This window comes from Nocardia sp. NPDC060259, assembly GCF_042728775.1.
Lineage (GTDB): Bacteria > Actinomycetota > Actinomycetes > Mycobacteriales > Mycobacteriaceae > Nocardia.
This window is the reverse complement of sequence record NZ_JBHXAY010000062.1, coordinates 24,984-40,899: the sequence shown is the minus strand read 5'-3', so window position 1 is coordinate 40,899 and position 15,916 is coordinate 24,984. Positions and strand designations below refer to the sequence as shown.

13 protein-coding genes are annotated in these 15,916 nt (G+C 69.6%); 9 read left to right on the top strand and 4 right to left on the bottom strand.

Annotated elements, in window-relative coordinates; all coding sequences use genetic code 11:
- Window positions 1–172 precede the first annotated feature (172 nt).
- The 4 genes from ACFWF2_RS21780 (at window position 173) to ACFWF2_RS21765 (ending at window position 3,684) form a co-directional block, all read left to right on the top strand.
- Window positions 173–994, top strand: a complete 822-nt coding sequence (locus ACFWF2_RS21780; RefSeq protein ID WP_379309259.1) for a crotonase/enoyl-CoA hydratase family protein — start codon at window positions 173–175, stop codon at window positions 992–994.
- 90 nt (window positions 995–1,084) lie between these two features.
- On the top strand, window positions 1,085–1,582 hold the full coding sequence (locus ACFWF2_RS21775; protein ID WP_379309258.1) for a MarR family winged helix-turn-helix transcriptional regulator: 498 nt from the start codon (window positions 1,085–1,087) through the stop codon (window positions 1,580–1,582).
- Window positions 1,579–3,267 carry an MDR family MFS transporter gene (locus tag ACFWF2_RS21770; protein ID WP_379309257.1) on the top strand — a complete coding sequence of 563 codons (1,689 nt, stop codon included), beginning with the start codon at window positions 1,579–1,581 and terminating at the stop codon, window positions 3,265–3,267. The genes ACFWF2_RS21775 and ACFWF2_RS21770 overlap by 4 nt, the downstream gene beginning before the upstream one ends.
- Before the next feature lie 189 nt (window positions 3,268–3,456).
- Window positions 3,457–3,684, top strand: coding sequence for a hypothetical protein (locus ACFWF2_RS21765; RefSeq protein WP_379309256.1), 228 nt, complete (start codon window positions 3,457–3,459; stop codon window positions 3,682–3,684).
- 76 nt (window positions 3,685–3,760) lie between these two features.
- Here ACFWF2_RS21765 and ACFWF2_RS21760 read toward each other — a convergent pair whose 3' ends face one another.
- Window positions 3,761–4,249: an inorganic diphosphatase gene (locus ACFWF2_RS21760; RefSeq protein WP_379309255.1), complete on the bottom strand. Its 489-nt coding sequence runs from the start codon at window positions 4,247–4,249 to the stop codon at window positions 3,761–3,763.
- A 204-nt stretch (window positions 4,250–4,453) separates the two neighbouring features.
- On the opposite strand from ACFWF2_RS21760, the gene dacB reads away from it, so the two are divergent.
- The 4 genes from dacB to hpt all read left to right on the top strand — a co-directional run bounded on the left by dacB (window position 4,454) and on the right by hpt (window position 8,754).
- The gene (gene dacB, locus ACFWF2_RS21755; RefSeq protein WP_379309254.1) at window positions 4,454–5,953 is read left to right on the top strand and encodes a D-alanyl-D-alanine carboxypeptidase/D-alanyl-D-alanine-endopeptidase; all 1,500 of its coding nucleotides are present in this window, start codon (window positions 4,454–4,456) and stop codon (window positions 5,951–5,953) included.
- Window positions 5,954–5,965: 12 nt separating this feature from the next.
- Entirely contained in the window at window positions 5,966–7,030 is a 1,065-nt protein-coding gene (locus ACFWF2_RS21750) for a zinc-dependent metalloprotease (RefSeq protein ID WP_379309253.1), read from the top strand.
- 141 nt (window positions 7,031–7,171) lie between these two features.
- On the top strand, window positions 7,172–8,179 hold the full coding sequence (tilS, locus tag ACFWF2_RS21745; RefSeq protein WP_379309252.1) for a tRNA lysidine(34) synthetase TilS: 1,008 nt from the start codon (window positions 7,172–7,174) through the stop codon (window positions 8,177–8,179).
- 23 nt (window positions 8,180–8,202) lie between these two features.
- Window positions 8,203–8,754, top strand: coding sequence for a hypoxanthine phosphoribosyltransferase (gene hpt / locus ACFWF2_RS21740; protein ID WP_110041409.1), 552 nt, complete (start codon window positions 8,203–8,205; stop codon window positions 8,752–8,754).
- On the opposite strand, the gene ACFWF2_RS21735 is transcribed toward hpt, so the two are convergent.
- Complete coding sequence (locus ACFWF2_RS21735) at window positions 8,745–10,640, bottom strand: serine/threonine-protein kinase (RefSeq protein ID WP_379309251.1); 1,896 nt, start codon at window positions 10,638–10,640, stop codon at window positions 8,745–8,747. The genes hpt and ACFWF2_RS21735 overlap by 10 nt on opposite strands.
- A 41-nt stretch (window positions 10,641–10,681) precedes the next feature.
- Window positions 10,682–13,099 carry a serine/threonine-protein kinase gene (locus ACFWF2_RS21730; protein ID WP_379309250.1) on the bottom strand — a complete coding sequence of 806 codons (2,418 nt, stop codon included), beginning with the start codon at window positions 13,097–13,099 and terminating at the stop codon, window positions 10,682–10,684.
- Between the two features lie 222 nt (window positions 13,100–13,321).
- Between ACFWF2_RS21730 and ACFWF2_RS21725 the strand changes: the two genes are divergently transcribed.
- Window positions 13,322–14,671, top strand: a complete 1,350-nt coding sequence (locus tag ACFWF2_RS21725) for an amidase (RefSeq protein WP_379309249.1) — start codon at window positions 13,322–13,324, stop codon at window positions 14,669–14,671.
- Here ACFWF2_RS21725 and ACFWF2_RS21720 read toward each other — a convergent pair.
- A complete protein-coding gene (locus ACFWF2_RS21720) occupies window positions 14,668–15,564 on the bottom strand; it encodes a LysR family transcriptional regulator (RefSeq protein WP_189029631.1) in 897 nt (298 codons plus the stop codon). The genes ACFWF2_RS21725 and ACFWF2_RS21720 overlap by 4 nt on opposite strands.
- Window positions 15,565–15,916: the final 352 nt, after the last annotated feature.

Sequence of the window (15,916 nt, the reverse complement as noted above, 5' to 3'; positions counted from 1 at the left end):
TTTCGGGCCCCCTCTTTGCCGGGTTGTCTGCTCCTGGTTGTTGTCCTTGCCGTCCCTCCCCCACCGCCCCCTGCCGGGGGGGCGGCCGGCCCACCGCCGCTGACGCGGCGGCCCCTCCTCGAGGTCGGGGGTGCGGGGCTGGTGTTGTTGGCCGTCGGGCAATAATCAGCGCATGACTGATTGGCAGGCCTTCACCGTCGAGATCGCCGACCACGTTGCCCAGGTCACGCTGACCGGGCCGGGTAAGGGCAATGCGATGGGACCCGATTTCTGGCGCGAGCTGCCGGAGATCTTCCGCGAGCTCGACGCCGACCCGCAGGTGCGCGCGGTGGTGCTCACCGGCGCGGGCAAGCACTTCTCGTTCGGGCTCGACCTGGCGGCGATGGGCGGCATGCTCGCCCCCGTGCTGGCCGACGACGCGAAAGCCGCGCCGCGCACCGAGTTCCTCAAGGTCGTCCGCGGCATGCAGGACTCGGTGACCGCGGTCGCCGAGTGCACCAAGCCGGTGGTCGCCGCGGTCTCCGGCTGGTGCATCGGTGGTGGCCTCGACCTGATCGCCGCCGCCGATATCCGCCTGGCCAGCGAGGACGCCCAGTTCAGCCTGCGTGAGGCGAAGGTGGCGATCGTCGCCGACATCGGTTCGCTGCAGCGCCTGCCCGGCATCATCGGCGAGGGCAACCTGCGCGAGCTGGCCTTCACCGCCAAGGACATCGACGCGGCCCGCGCCGAGCGGATGGGCCTGGTCAACGAGGTGTTCGCCGATCAGGAGGCCGTGGTCGCCGCCGCGCACGCGATGGCCCGCGAGATCGCCGACAACCCGCCGCTGGTGGTGCAGGGCATCAAGGACGTGCTCGAGCACCGGACCGCCCCGGCGGTGGCCGACGGTCTGCGCTACGTGTCGACGTGGAACGCGGCGTTCCTGCCGTCGAAGGACCTGACCGAGGCGATCACCGCGGTGTTCCAGAAGCGCGCTCCGGAGTTCAAGGGCGAGTAAAGGCAGTTCAAACGGTTGCCCCGGCGACCGTTCTGTCTACATACTTGCATCACACAACTAATTGATTGATGCAAGTAAAGGTGAATCCTAGTGACTGAGAACGAGCCCGCGATCGACTCGATCGCGCTCCAGCTCGTCCGGCTGCACCGCCTGCGCGACCGGTCGCTGGCCCAGATCAAGGACCGCTCCGGCATCGACCCGGCGGGCTTCGTCGTGCTGTTCCGGCTGGTCTGCGACGGGCCGATGCGCTCGGGCGCCCTCGCCGACGCGGTGCACTCGGACGCGTCGACGGTGAGCAGGCAGGTCGCGCAGCTGGTCGAGCGGGGACTGGTGGTGCGCGCCGCCGATCCCGACGACGGCCGCGCCACCGTCCTCCAGGTGACCGACTACGGCCGCGAGACCGCCGAGCGGATCAGGACCCGCCGCCGGGAGTCCGTCGCCATCGTCACCGAGAACTGGTCGGACGCCGACCGCGCGACCTTCGCCGCGCTGCTGGCGCGGTTCGTCGACGACTACGACGCGGCCCGCCCGACCCTGCTGTCCCGCTCGCCCGCACTGAGCACTACCGCGATGGAGAACGATTCGTGACGACAACCGCGGACCAGGTGGAATCACCCGCCGGTTTCACCCACCGCCAGATCCTGACCATCCTGTCCGGCCTCATGCTCGGCATGCTGCTGGCCTCGCTCGATCAGACGATCGTGTCGACCTCCATCCGCACCATCGCCGACGACCTGCACGGCTATTCGCTGCAGGCCTGGGCGACGACGGCCTACCTCATCACCGCCACGATCAGCACCCCGCTCTACGGCAAGCTCTCGGACATGTTCGGCCGCAAGCCGTTCTTCCTCACCGCGATCGGGCTGTTCATCATCGGCTCGCTGCTGTGCACGCTGGCCACCTCGATGTACCAGCTGGCGGCCTTCCGCGCGTTCCAGGGGCTGGGCGCGGGCGGGTTGATGTCGCTGGCGCTTGCCATCATGGGCGACATCATCGGCCCGCGGGAACGCGCCCGCTACCAGGGCTATTTCCTTGCCGTGTTCGGTATTTCGAGCGTGCTCGGGCCGGTGCTCGGCGGTCTGCTCGCCGGGCAGGACACCATTCTCGGCATCACCGGCTGGCGCTGGGTGTTCCTGGTGAACGTGCCGCTCGGCCTGCTCGCGCTGGTCGTGGTGACCAGGGTGCTGGACCTGCCGCGCAAGCCGCACGCCACCCATCGCATCGACTTCGCCGGCGCGCTCGTCCTCGCGGTCGGGTTGGTTCCGCTGCTGATCGTCGCCGAGCAGGGGCGTGAATGGGGGTGGAGCAGTACCGGATCGGTGCTCTGTTATGTCATCGGCGCGCTCGGCCTCGCCGGCTTCGTCGCGGTCGAGAAGTACATGGGCGACGCCGCGCTGATCCCGCTGCGCATCTTCTCGAACGGGACGTTCGCGCTCGGCGTGGTGATCTCGTTCGTCGTCGGCGCCGCGATGTTCGGCGGCATGCTGCTGCTGCCGCAGTACCTGCAGGTCGTGCGGGGCGCAGGCCCCACCGAGGCCGGTCTGCAGATGCTGCCGATGGTGCTCGGGCTGATGATCGGTTCGATCGTGTCGGGCCGGTTGATCTCGAAAACCGGCCGCTACCGGGTGTATCCGGTGATCGGCGCGGCCACGCTGACCCTCGGGCTTTTCCTGCTGCACCTGCTCGACGCCGACAGCCCGCTGTGGCTGGCGATGATCTTCATGGCGCTGACCGGGTTCGGCCTCGGCAACCTGATGCAGCCGCTGACGCTGGCGCTGCAGAACGCGCTGCCGCCCAAGGACATGGGCGTGTCCACCGCGTCGGCCACCTTCTTCCGGCAGATCGGCGGCACCCTCGGCGCCGCGGTCTTCCTGTCGATCCTGTTCTCGCTGCTCACCCCGAACATCACCGAGCAGCTGCAGCAGTCGGCCGCCGATCCCGCCTATCAGCAGGCCGTTGTCGCCGGTGCGCAGAGCGCGAACCCGGCCGACGCTGCCCTGGCCGAGGGGCTGCTGGCGCGCGACACGTCGGCCGCCGGTGCTGTCCTGCAGGACAGCTCGATCATCCAGCAGCTGGATCCGGTGCTGGCCAAGCCGTTCCAGGTCGGTTTCGCCGACTCGATGTCGACGGTGTTCCTGGTCGCCACCGCGGTGGCGCTGCTCGCGCTGCTCCTCGTGCTGTTCTGGAAGGAGGTTCCGCTGCGGATGCAGGGCGGAATCCAGGCGGCCGGTGACGCGAAGGCGGCGGAAGGGGCCTCCGTGCCCCCTGCCTGATCGGGTGCGCGGCAACGACAGTGGCGGCAGTGCGACGAGACGTCGCGATGCCGCCACTGTCGTCGAATTCCGGGGTGGGGAAGGTGAAGTGCCCATGGTGGGGCTGAAAGTCCCCCTAGGGGTGGCTGTTTCGGCGTCGGTGCGCCCATACGTTCAAGACGTCGAAACAAGCACAGAGGAGCACACGACATGCGCATCAAATCCACCATCGCCGCCGGACTGCTGGCTGTCGCGACCGTCGCCGGGGTGTCGACGGTCGCCGCGGGCAATGCCGCCGCGGGCCCGGTCGGCACCTACTACGGCACCTACGCCACGCTGACCGCCTGTCGTGCCGACGGCGAGTCGCCTTACACCGGCGGCTATTACTGGGAGTGCACCGAGGCCTGGGACGGCTGGGATCTTTTCATCTGGTACTGATCCACCGCAGCCCTGCCCAACGAAAACGGGAAGCCCGAAGCTGGTTCGGACTTCCCGTTTCTCGTGCACTGTCAGCTCAGTGGCCGGATTCCTTCAGGCGGGTGAAGGACTCGTCGATGATCTTCTCGGCCTCGGCGCGGTCCAGCCACTCCGAACCCTGGACGAACTTGCCCGGCTCGAGGTCCTTGTAGCGCTCGAAGAAGTGCTTGATCGCGGACAGCTCGAACTCCGAGACATCGGCCAGGTCCTGGATGTGATCCCAGCGGGGGTCGCCCGCGGGCACACACAGCACCTTGTCGTCGCCGCCTGCCTCGTCGGTCATCCGGTACACGCCGACCGGGCGGGCCTCGACGATGACGCCGGGGAACACCGACTCGGGCAGCAGCACCAGCGCGTCCAGCGGATCGCCGTCCTCGCCGAGGGTGTTCTCGATGAAGCCGTAGTCGGCCGGGTAGCCCATGGAGGTGTACAGGTACCGGTCGAGCTTGACCCGGCCGCTCTCGTGATCGACCTCGTACTTGTTCCGAGAACCCTTGGGGATCTCGATGGTGACGTCGAACTCCACGCCATCTCCTTGCTCGTTCGAGTGCGGTCTGCCGACTCGCCAGATCGTTCTGGGGAACCGTTGCGCAACGAGGATAGTGTGGTGTGCTGGAACACCGGTGCGGCAGGCGGCTCAGCGCGCAGTCGAAGCGCGTCGGGCGAGACAGTCGAGGATCGGTGAGGCGTTGATGTCAAGGTTCGAGATTCCGGCCGGCCGGGTGGCCTGATGGATCAGCGCGGAACGGGTCATCCGCCCTATGGCAACGAAGCACCGACGGTCGTGATCGATCGAAACGCCGAAAAGACGGGATCGCGGGGCGGGCGATCGACGCTGTGGATCTGGCTGTCCGCGGTGGTCGTCGCGGTGCTGGTGATCGCGGGCGGGTTCGCGGCGATCGCGAAACCGTGGTCACCGGAATTCCGGCACGGGGGACTGACGGTCGCCGAGCCGCCGCGGGGCAAGGCGGCCGCCGCGCAGGTGACGCCGGCCAGGTCGGACGCGCCCGCGCCGACGGCGGCCGGGATCGCCGCCGCGCTCGCGCCGGTGGTCGGCAGCCCCGACCTGGGCAGTTTCGCCGGTCAGGTGACCGATCCGACCAGCGGCGTTGTGCTGTGGAGCCAGGAGCCGGCCAAGGCGATGATTCCGTCCTCGACGGCCAAGGTCATGCTGGTCGCCGCCGCGCTGCTCACGCTGCCCGACGATCAGCGGGTGCCGACCAGGGTCGTCGCCGGCGCGCCGGGCGAACTGGTGCTCGTCGCGGGCGGTGATCCGACGCTGACCACCAGGGCCGACGGCGGGTACTACACCGACGGCGCCCGGATCGCGGATCTGGCCGCGCAGGTCAAGGCGTCCGGCAGGCAGGTGAACGCGATCGTCGTCGACACCTCCGCCTACACCGGGCCGACCATGGCCGCCGGCTGGGACCCGATCGACATCCCGGAAGGCTCGATCACCCCGATCGAGCCGATCATGCTCGACGGCGGCCGGTTCGATCCGTCGGCCGACTACTCGCCGCGCACCTCCACCCCCGCGCTGGAGGCAGGGCGGGCGCTGGCCGCCGAACTCGGCGTCGACCCGGCCGCGGTGCGGGTCGGGCAGGCCGCGCACAACGGCGCCGAGATCGCGAAGGTGGAATCGGCGCCGCTGCGAGTTCGCCTGCACGACATGATGATCCACTCCGACAATGTGCTCGCCGAGACGATCGGGCGGGAACTGGCCGTGGCGACCGGGCGCGAAGCCTCCTTCGCCGGGGCGGTCGCGGCGACGACCGCGGCACTGACCACCGCGGGATTCGACGTCGCCGGGCTGCATCTGGCCGACAACAGCGGGCTCTCGGTCGACGACCGGGTGCCGCCGCGGCTGCTCGACTCGATCATCGCGACCGCGGCCAAGCCGACCGGCGGTTCTACGGTGGCGGGAACCCAGGCCAGGCCCGAAAACGATCCGCGCGCAGCGGCTCTCGCGCCGCTGCTGGACGACCTGCCGGTCGCCGGCGGCACCGGGACGCTGGCGCCGCGCTTCGTCACCCAGAACCGGTCGGGCGCAGGCTGGGTGCGTGCCAAGACCGGAACTCTGAGTGTCGCGAGCGCGTTGGTCGGGTATGTGCTCGACCGTGACGGACGGGTACTGACCTTCGCGCTGATGTCCAACGACCGACTGCCGGAGGTCAGCAGGCCCGCGCTCGACGCGGTCGCGGGCACCCTGCGCAACTGCGGATGCTCCTGAGAGCGGGTGGCGATGACCGACGACAAGACCGGGCGCACGACCTCCGGATTCAGCGGTGCCGTCGACTGGCGGCTCGCCGCGCGCACGGGCGCGGTGCTGGCGCCGGCCGGGCCGCGCACCTCGCGGCAGACCGCCGAACAGGTCGTCGCCGAGCTCGCCACCGCCTCGGTGCGGGCCGAAGGGCCGGTGCGTGAGGTCAGCGGACTGCTCGACGACCGGCCGGTGCCCGAGGCCAGGATCGTCGACCGGCCAGGCTGGATAACCGCCGCCGCCGACTCGATGGCCGTGCTCACCGGCACCGACACCACCACCCCGGTCGGCAGATTCGTCGGGAAGCCCGCCGGGCTGCAAGCCGGGACCATGCTGGCGTTCCTGTCCACCGCGATCCTCGGCCAGTACGACCCGTTCACCGGCGAGGACGGCACGTTGCTGCTGGTCGCGCCCAATATCCTCAGCGTCGAGCGGGCGCTCGGCGTCGACCCGTCCGATTTCCGGCTGTGGGTCTGCCTGCACGAGGTGACCCACCGGGTGCAGTTCTCCTCGGCGCCGTGGCTGACCGACTACATGCGCACCAATGTCGACATCCTCAGCGAGGTCGGCGAGGAACCGATGAGCGAGATGCTGAGCAGGCTGATCGCCGAGGTGCGGGCGCGGCGCAACGGCGACACCGCCGACGACCCCAACAGCCGCGGGATCGTGGGCTTGCTGCGCGCCGCCCAGGCCCCACCACAGCGCGAGGCCCTCGACCGGCTGCTCATGCTCGGCACCCTGCTCGAAGGCCACGCCGACCACGTGATGGACGCGGTCGGACCCACCGTGGTGCCCACCGTCGCCGACATCCGCTCCGCCTTCGACCAGCGCAGGAAGAAGCCGACCAATCCGATCCAGCGGCTGCTGCGGGCGCTGCTCGGGGTGGATGCGAAGGTCGCGCAGTATGTGCGGGGGAAGAAGTTCGTCGATGCGGTGGTCGAGCGGGTCGGGGTGGCGGAGTTCAACACGGTGTGGACCAACGCGGAGACTCTGCCCCGGCTCGACGAGGTAGATGACCCAGAGCGCTGGATCAATAGAGTGCTGTAGCCCGCCCGAACAACTGACAACAACGTGCGGACATGGGTAACTCACCGGGTACGGGCAAACTTGCCCATCTGATCACTGTCAGCCGCCGACGCAACTCTGGTGGCAGGCGGGTCTGGCCTGAATTCGCGGAGAGGCGGAACAGTGCGGCTGCCTGAGACGTCGGCTGTTTTGGCCGTGCGGCGGGGTGTGCGGGAGTGGGTTGCGGCGCGGGGTGGGCGGATGCCGGTTGTCGTCGGGTTGTCCGGGGGAGCTGATTCGCTGGCGTTGGTTGCTGCGGCTGTCGTCGAGGCGGGGGACGTGACGGCTGTCGTGGTGGATCACCGGTTGCAGGATGGGTCAGGGGAGGTGGCAGCGCGGGCGGCCGAGCAGGCGCTCGCGCTGGGGTGTGTGGAAGCGCGGGTTCTGCCGGTCGAGGTCGGGCGTGACGGCGGGGTCGAGGCGGCGGCTCGGGCGGCCAGGTATGCGGCGCTGGAATCGGTGCGGGCGGGTAGGCCGGTGTTGCTCGGGCACACGCTCGACGATCAGGCCGAGACCGTGTTGCTCGGGCTGGCTCGGGGGTCCGGTGGGCGGTCTATTCACGGGATGTCGGCGTGGAATCCGCCGTGGGGGCGGCCGTTGCTCGGTGTCCGGCGGGCGGAGACCGTGCGGATGTGTGCCGATCTCGGTGTCGAACCCTGGGACGACCCGCACAACCTCGATCCCGCGTACACCAGGGTGCGGCTGCGGACCGAAGTGCTGCCGCTGCTCGAGGACGTGCTCGGGGGCGGGGTGGCGCAAGCGCTGGCGCGGACGGCGGATCAACTTCGCGCCGATGGCGAGGTGCTCGACGTGCTCACCGCCGACCTGCTGCGTGCGGCGAGCGCGGGCGCCGGTGGCCCCGGCGACAGTGATCGACCTGCACTGTCGGTCGAGATTCTGGCCACTGCCGCATCGGCCCTGCGGCGTAGGACGATCAGGGCTTGGCTCGCCGAACAGGGCGTGAGCGGCTTGCTGAACGCCCATTTACAAGCGATCGACGAGCTGGTGAGCAACTGGCGCGGGCAGGGCGGCGTCGCGGTGGCGGGCGGTGGGAGGGACCACAGGTTGGTCGTGGCGCGCGAGCATGGCACGCTGACGGTACGCGAGCAGCCGCGAAACGATGCCACATGACCACCGAAGGGACACCCACTTCCGTGTACGGAGACGACATCGCATCGGTGCTGATCACCGAAGACCAGATCAAGGCCAAGATCGAAGAGCTGGCCGAGCTCGTCGCCAAGCGGTACCCACCCGACGCTCCCGAGGGCGACCTTCTGCTGATCGGCGTCCTCAAGGGCGCGATCTTCTTCATGACCGACTTCGCCAGGGCGCTGCCGATCCCGACCCAGCTCGAGTTCATGGCGGTGTCGTCCTACGGTTCGTCCACCTCGTCCTCCGGTGTCGTGCGCATCATGAAGGACTTGGACAAGGACATCGCGGGCCGCAATGTGCTGATCGTCGAGGACATCATCGACTCCGGTCTGACGCTGTCCTGGCTGCTGCGCAACCTGGCCACCCGCAACCCGGCCTCGCTGGAAGTGGTCACCCTGCTGCGCAAGCCCGACGCGCTGCGCACCCCCGTCGAGGTCGCGCACGTCGGCTTCGACATCCCGAACGAATTCGTCGTCGGCTACGGCCTCGACTACGCCGAGCGCTACCGCGACCTGCCCTACATCGGCACCCTCGATCCGAAGGTCTACTCCTGACCCGGTGTCCGCGATCCGGTCACGCGCAGTAGTGCCCGGATATCGGATTCGATGATCCGGAACAGGATGTAGGAGACGACGAAACCGATCATCCCGCCCACGCAGATCGTGCGGAGCGGGGTGAGCGTCGTCAGCAGGTCCGCGACCGGCAGAAACGTCGCGCTGGCGACGACGAGCAGCGGGATGGACGCCGCGACAACCAGGTAGCTGCGGCACCGGGTGGCCAGCACGGTCAGCGACTTGCCGTCGCTGCGGAAATCCTGGCCGTGGTGCAGGAACATCGGGTAGACGCAGCGCACCAGGTACACCGTGATCAAGAAGTACGGGTACGTCATGGCGATGGCGGCGCAGATCGCCGACACCAGCAGCAGGTGCAGTGCTGTGCGCGCGGGCAGATCGTGGTCGGCCAACCCGATGGTGACCGCGTAGATCACCCCGGCCGCCATCCACAGCACGAACACCACCGCGACGGCCCGGTTGCCGAGTCGCAGACAGTCCTGGCGGGCCTGGTCGAGGGTCTTGGGATCGCAGCGCCGCCCGGTGCGTAACTGGTGTGGAATGGTCAGCAGTCTTCTGCCCAGATAGATCAGGGTCGCCCCACCTGCCGAGAAGAAGATCAGGTTGGTGATGTCGGCGACGGCGCGCTGGGTGGCGCGGGTGTCCGGGTCGAGCCGACTGTGGATCAGCGTCGTGTTCAGCTGACGCTGGTAGTAGGCCGCCAGTACGTTCGGGATCGCGATCGACAGCGCCAGCAGCGCGAACACGTACGGCTGCAACCGGATTCGCCAGCTGTGCGGTGGTGGGTCGGTGAGGTCACGGGCGTGCTCGTCCAGGCACAGGTCGAATTGCGCGGCCAGCATCGCGCCGTCGGACCAGCGGTCGGCGCGGTCGGCGGCCAGGCATGTCAGCAGTATCCGTTGCAGGGCGGCCGGGCAGTCGGCGGGCACCTGGCCGACATCCACGCCCGCGTTGCGGCGGGCCAGGGCCGCGTCCAGTGCGCGCTCGGGGTGCAGGTCGTCGTCGGGCACGGTGGTGTCGTCGAAGGGCTTCGCGCCGGTCAGCAGCTCCCACAGCAGGACGCCGAGCGAGTAGATGTCGGCGCGGGTGTCGAGGTCGGCGGCGCCGCGAGCGCGACCCGGATGGCAGGCTTCGAGCTGTTCCGGGGACATGTAGGCCAGCGAGCCGCCGAAGTACGACACCGGACTGGTGCCCGCCGAGCGGTTGAAGCTGATGTTGAAATCGGCGAGCTTGGGCACGCCCTCGGCGGTGAGCAGGACATTGGCCGGCTTCACATCGCGGTGCAGCACGCCGTGACCCGCCGCGTGCTGCAACGCGGCGGCCAGCCTGGCGCCCAGCCACGCGACGGTCTCCGGCCAGCTCAGGCCTGCGATCTCGGCGCGCATCGCCGAGTCGGTCGGGCGGATCTCGCCCTTCTCCTTCATGGCCGCGTCGACGGCGTCGAGCAGCAGGCCGCTCGAGCGCTCTTCGGGCGGCGTCGCGCGGACCCAGCGCAGCACGTCGAGCAGCGTCCCGCCGGGCAGGAACTGCATGTACAGCATCCGCAGCCGGGGCGAGTCGTCGGCGGGCGCGTCGAGCAGCTGCTGGTCGAACACGCGCACGATGTAGTCGTGGTCGAGCTGGGCCAGGGTCTGTGGCTCGCTGCCGCTGTCGGCGGAGATCTTGACCGCGACCAGGCGCTGCATCGCCCGCTGCCGCGCCAGGAAGACGCGGGCGAACGCGCCGGAGCCGAGCTCGGTGAGCAGCTCGAAATCACCGATTCGCGTGCCGACCTCGATCCGGTCGAGCCCACGGCGATCGGTCGGGTGCGCGGCGGCGGTGCGGTCGAGCGCGGGCCTGGTCACCTCGGTGGTGCGTGTCGAGCTCACATCCGGGGATACGGCCGCGGACGGCCGCGGGGTTCATCGGGTCAGCTGACGACCCGCTCCAGTGCGGCAAGGTCGGCTTCGAGGGCACGGAACAGCAGGTAGGAGCCGATGAAGGCGATGATGCCGCCGACACACAGGACCCGGACGGCGAGGATCACCTCGGGGATGTCGCCGGGCGGCAGGAAGGTCACGCCCGCCACCGCGAGCAGGGGCACCGACGCGGCGACCGCGAGGTACCAGGTGCAGCGGCGGCTCAGGGCGAGCAGCCAGGCGTTGTCGTCGGCACTGATCTCGCCGTGCCGCAGGAAGATCGGGTAGATGCAGCGGACCATGTAGAAGGTGACCAGGAAGAACGGGTAGGCGGCCGCGATCGCGCCGCAGACCAGCAGCGAGGCCAGGAAGTGGATGACGGCGCGGGCGGGGACGTCGCCTGCGGCCAGGTGCAGGGAGATCGGGAAGGTAACGCTCGACAGGGCCCAGAGCGAGCTCGTGACGATCACCGCACGGTCGCCGACCCGCAGGGTGTCGTGTCTCGTGCGGCGCAGCGTCGCCGGATCGTAGCGCCTGTCGTGCCGCATGCCGCGGGGGACCGAGAGCACGAACCTGGCCAGATAGATGAGCACGACCGTGCCGATCGGGAAGAACACCAGGTTCACCGCGGTGGTGATCACCACGAACGATTGCTGCGCGGCTTCGCTGAGTCTGCTCACGACCAGCGTCTCGTTGTGCATGATGTTGTACCAGGAAGCGAGCGCGTTCGGGATGCCGATGGCCACCACCATCGCCAGCAACGGGAACCGGCGCAGCTGCAGCCGCCAGCTCTTCGGCGGCGGGTCGGTCAGGTCTCGCGCGCGCTCGTCCAGGCACAGGTCGAACTGCTTGGCCAGCACCGCGCCGTCGGGCCAGCGGTGCGCGCGGTCGGGTTCGAGGCAGGTCAGCAGGACCCGGCGCAGCGCGGACGGGCAGTCCGCGGGCACCCGGTCGAGCGCGACCGGGTCGACGCCGCTGGTGCGCCGTTCCAGCATCGCCTCGAGGGTGGTCTCGTCGCCGCTGCCCGCGGCCTCGGCGGTGCTGTCGTCGAACGGCTTCGCGCCGGTCAGCAGCTCCCACAGGACGACGCCGAGCGAATAGATGTCGGCGCGGGTGTCGAGGTCGGCGGCGGTGCGGCCGAGCCCGGGATGGCAGGCCTCGAGCTGCTCGGGGGACATGTACGACAGCGAGCCGCCGAAATACGCGACCGGGCTGGTCCCGGCGACGGTGCGGCTGAAGCTGATGTTGAAGTCGGCCAGCTTGGGCACACCCTCCGCGGTCAGCAGGACATTCGCCGGTTTCACGTCGCGATGCAGTACGCCGTGCGTGGCCGCGTAGTCGAGCGCCTCGGCGAGCCGCCTGCCGAGCCACGCGACGGTCTCCGGCCAGCTCAGCGCGGCCAGCTCGGCGCGGACGCTCGAATCGGTCGGGCGGATCTCGCCCTTCTCCTCCATGGCCGCGTCGACCGCGTCGAGCAGCAGTTTGCCGCTGCGCTCGTCGGGCGGGGTCGCGCGCACCCAGCGCAGAAGTCCGAGCAGGGTGCCGCCGGGCAGGAATTGCATGTAGAGCAGGCGCAAGCGGCGGGCGCCCGACGGCGCGGTGTCGTCGGTGTCGAGCAACTGCTGATCGAACACCCGCACGATGTAGTCGTGGTCGAGCTGGGCCAGGGTCTGCGGTTCGGTGCCGCGGTCGGCGGAGATCTTCACCGCGACCAGCCGCTGCATCGAGGTCTGCCTGGCCAGGAAGACTCGCGCGAACGCCCCGGTGCCCAGGCCGGTCAGCAGCTCGAAATCGCCGATGCGCTGGCCGATCTCGATCCGGTCCAGTGGCTCGAACGCGCCCGGCGACGACGCTGCGGCGGTCGCCACCGAGGTCGCGGTCGCCGCCGAGGTCGCTGTCGCGGTGAGGTCGAGCTCGGGCGTGGTCACCTGGGTAGTACGAGTGGGATCGGGCGGTTGGTTCACCGTCGGATCGGGGTCGTCGGTGCGATGGGTGCTCTGCTCGAGCTCGTCGGCGTTGAGCAGCGCGCGCAGGCTGGGCGCCTGATCCGGGTATTCGCGCAGGCAGTCGCGTGGGTCGACGCGCTCGCCGCTGTGCCTGCGGATCACGAACTCCTCGAACACCAGCCCGGCGGGCAGCGTCGCCGGATCGAGTTCGGGGAACTCGGCGCAGTAGTGGGCGAGGCGCTTGCGGGTGACATCGGCGCCCGTGTGGTGCAGCCATCGATTGCGCAGATCGATGCGGATCAGTTCGTGCAGCGCCTGCCTGCGCAGGGTCCGCGCGTCGGGCAGGAATTCGGCCATATCGGGCGGCTGACCGGCCGCGGAACCCCATGCCTGGGTGAACGCGTCGACCATGTCGCCGCGCACGTTTGCCGACCGTCCGGCGCTCGCGTCGGGCAGTTCGTCGCTTCCGGTCTTATCGATCATCAACCGACCTAAGGTTCGCGCGGATCGGAGCGAAATTCCTTCCGCCACACCCGACACCATCGGCCCCCGAGCCGTACCCGAATGATAACTTGCGCCTCGAGAGCAGATCACCCGAATTTCGACGACCATGCGACGGGGGCGAATCCGCACATGCACGATGACCTCACAGCGGTAGCATGGGAGTCCGTCGACGACGACGGCGTGACGGACGCTGAGGTGGCGATGAACCCTTCCCACCCACCTGCCGACGAATACCCCATCGGCGGCCCGGCGGCGGCGCTGGCCGCCCGGGTACGCGCGGGCACCATCACGCCCCTCGACGTGGTGACCGAGGCACTGACCAGGATCTCCTCGGAGAATCGCAAGATCGACGCGTTCACCGTCGTGCGTGCCGAACAGGCCCGCGCCGAGGCGCTGGAGCTGGCCGCCCGCGACGATCTGGACGAGCTGCCGCTGGCAGGCGTGCCGGTGGCGGTGAAGCAGAACATCGCGGTCGCCGGTGTGCCGCTGCGGGCCGGGTCGGCGGCCAGTCCGGCCGAGCCGGAGCCCGCCGACCATCCGGTGGTCACCAGGCTGCGGGCCGCGGGCGCGATCGTCGTCGGGGTGACGGCGATGCCCGAACTCGGCCTGTGGGCGACGACCGACGAGGACGGGACCGTCACCCGCAATCCGCGCGATGTCGGCCGGACCGCCGGTGGCTCCTCGGGTGGCGCGGCCGCCGCGGTGGCCGCGGGGCTGGTGCCGATCGCGCACGGCAACGACGGGCTCGGCTCGATCCGGGTGCCCGCCGCGGCCTGCGGCGTCTTCGGGATCAAGCCGGGTCGCCAGGTGGTGCCCGCGGATATCGGCGTCGATTCCTGGGCTGGCATGGCCGAGAACGGCGTACTCGCGACGACGGTGTCGGACGCGGCGCTGGCGTTGTCGGTGCTGGCGGGACGCTCCGATCTGGCCGAGCTACGCGCTCCGCAGCGACTACGCATCGGACTCGCCGTGGCTCCGCCGTCGCGACTGGTCCGGATGGATCGGCACTGGACGGCGGCAGCGCGCACCGCGGGTGCGCGGGCGGCGGCGGCCGGGCACCTGGTCGAGCCGGTCGAACTGCCCTACGGCGACACGGCGCTGGCGATGGCGCTGCGCTGGCCCAGCGCGGGCCTGGCCGACGCCGCGGCGCTACCGCACCCCGAACTGCTGCAACGCCGCACCAAACGGCACCTCGCGCTGGGCAGGCTGATCCGGCGGCTGGGCTTGGTGCGGCCGAATCAGGTCGACCGGATCGAGGCCGGACTTGTCGACTTCTTCGAGAACTTCGACGTGGTGATCACGCCGACGCTCGCGGCGCCGCCGCCCAAGGCCAAACAGTGGAGCGGGCGCGGCTGGACCGCGAATGTCCTCGCCTCGGCGCGCTACGCGCCGTTCACCGGCATCTGGAATCTGGTCGGCTGGCCCGCCGCCTCGGTGCCGATGGGCACCCATCCCGAGGCGCACACCCCGCTCGCGGCGCAACTGGCCGGTCCGCCGGGCAGCGAGGCCACCTTGCTCGGCCTCGCCGCCCAACTGGAGCTGACGAACTAGACCGCGATCGGGGTCTGCACCGGCTGGGGCTCGGAGAAACCACCGTCGACGGCGCGACCGGCGAATTCCAGAATGGTCGGGCGGGTGTCGTCGGCCCGCCACGCCACCGCCAGCTCACACGGGGTGAGACCGGCGACCGGGCGCGCGGTCAGGCCGGGCCAGCGGTACATCGGCACGTTGTTCTCGGCCAGCAGGCATACGCCGAGGCCGAGGCTCACGGCCTCGAGCTTGTCTTCCGGGGTGGCGGCCTCGGCGCCGATCTTGGCGGCCCGGCCGCCGCGGGCGTCGTTGCCGAGCCAGAAGTCGCGGACCGCGCCCGCCTCGGTCGGCAGGGCGATGAACGGCTCGTCGAGCAGATCGGCGAACTCGATCGTCTCCTGCTCGGCGAGCGGGTGGGTCTCGGGCAGCAGCACCCAGCGCGGCTCGGTGCGCAGCACCTGCCAGCGGTAGCGGTTGGGGTCGGGCAGCGGCAGCCACACCAGGGCCAGGTCGGCCTGACGGCCCGCCAGGCCGCTGGACGGGTCGTTCCAGGAGGCGGCGTGCAGGGCGAGGCGGTGGCCGCTGGCGCTCTCCAGGTCGTTGAGCAGGCCGCGGCCGAGCGCGGACTGGATACCGACGCGCAGCACTTCGCCTGCTTCCTGCAGGGAGACGTTGGTCACCTCCCACAGCTCGAGGATCTTGCGTGCGCCTTCGAGCAGTTCCTTACCGGCGACGGTGAGGGCGACACTGCGCTGGTTGCGGTCGAACAGGACCACGTCGAGCTGGCGTTCGAGCTGGCGGATCTGGCGTGACAACGTCGGCTGAGCGATGTGCAACCGCTGGGCGGCGTTGGTGAAATGCAGTTCCTCAGCGACGGCGACGAAATACCGCAGATCGCGCAAATGCGGGTCCATAGCACCTTGCTATCAGAATAGGTCGGGAAAATCCAGCCAAAACGGGCAAGGAAGTTCGCGGAGGTGGATCAAAACAGTCACCAGGTTGGTAATGCACAGCATATGGCCTGACATGGTGCGCTGCACCATTGAGGCGTCATTGGTGCGCGGTCACCGGACGCTGAGCGGCGGGCGTGCGACTGCTGGGCGGTTGACCAGCGGAAATGCGTCCGGATTCACACGATTCGGCGCGATGTGGCGCGCGTCCCGACGACGCGGGCGAGCGATGAAACAGACCGCTGACCTCTGTTCGCGCCGGAAGGACTGCGACACAGTGACTTTCGTCACAAAGAGGTTTCGGTGTGTGGAATCC

Excerpts from the sequence above, each read along its gene's own strand:
- ACFWF2_RS21780 (WP_379309259.1), top strand. The coding sequence starts at position 173 with ATGACTGATTGGCAGGCCTTCACCGTCGAGATCGCCGACCACGTTGCC.
- ACFWF2_RS21765 (WP_379309256.1), top strand. The coding sequence starts at position 3,457 with ATGCGCATCAAATCCACCATCGCCGCCGGACTGCTGGCTGTCGCGACC.
- dacB (WP_379309254.1), top strand. The coding sequence starts at position 4,454 with ATGGATCAGCGCGGAACGGGTCATCCGCCCTATGGCAACGAAGCACCG.
- ACFWF2_RS21750 (WP_379309253.1), top strand. The coding sequence starts at position 5,966 with ATGACCGACGACAAGACCGGGCGCACGACCTCCGGATTCAGCGGTGCC.
- ACFWF2_RS21730 (WP_379309250.1), bottom strand. The coding sequence starts at position 13,099 with ATGATCGATAAGACCGGAAGCGACGAACTGCCCGACGCGAGCGCCGGA.
- ACFWF2_RS21725 (WP_379309249.1), top strand. The coding sequence starts at position 13,322 with ATGAACCCTTCCCACCCACCTGCCGACGAATACCCCATCGGCGGCCCG.
- ACFWF2_RS21720 (WP_189029631.1), bottom strand. The coding sequence starts at position 15,564 with ATGGACCCGCATTTGCGCGATCTGCGGTATTTCGTCGCCGTCGCTGAG.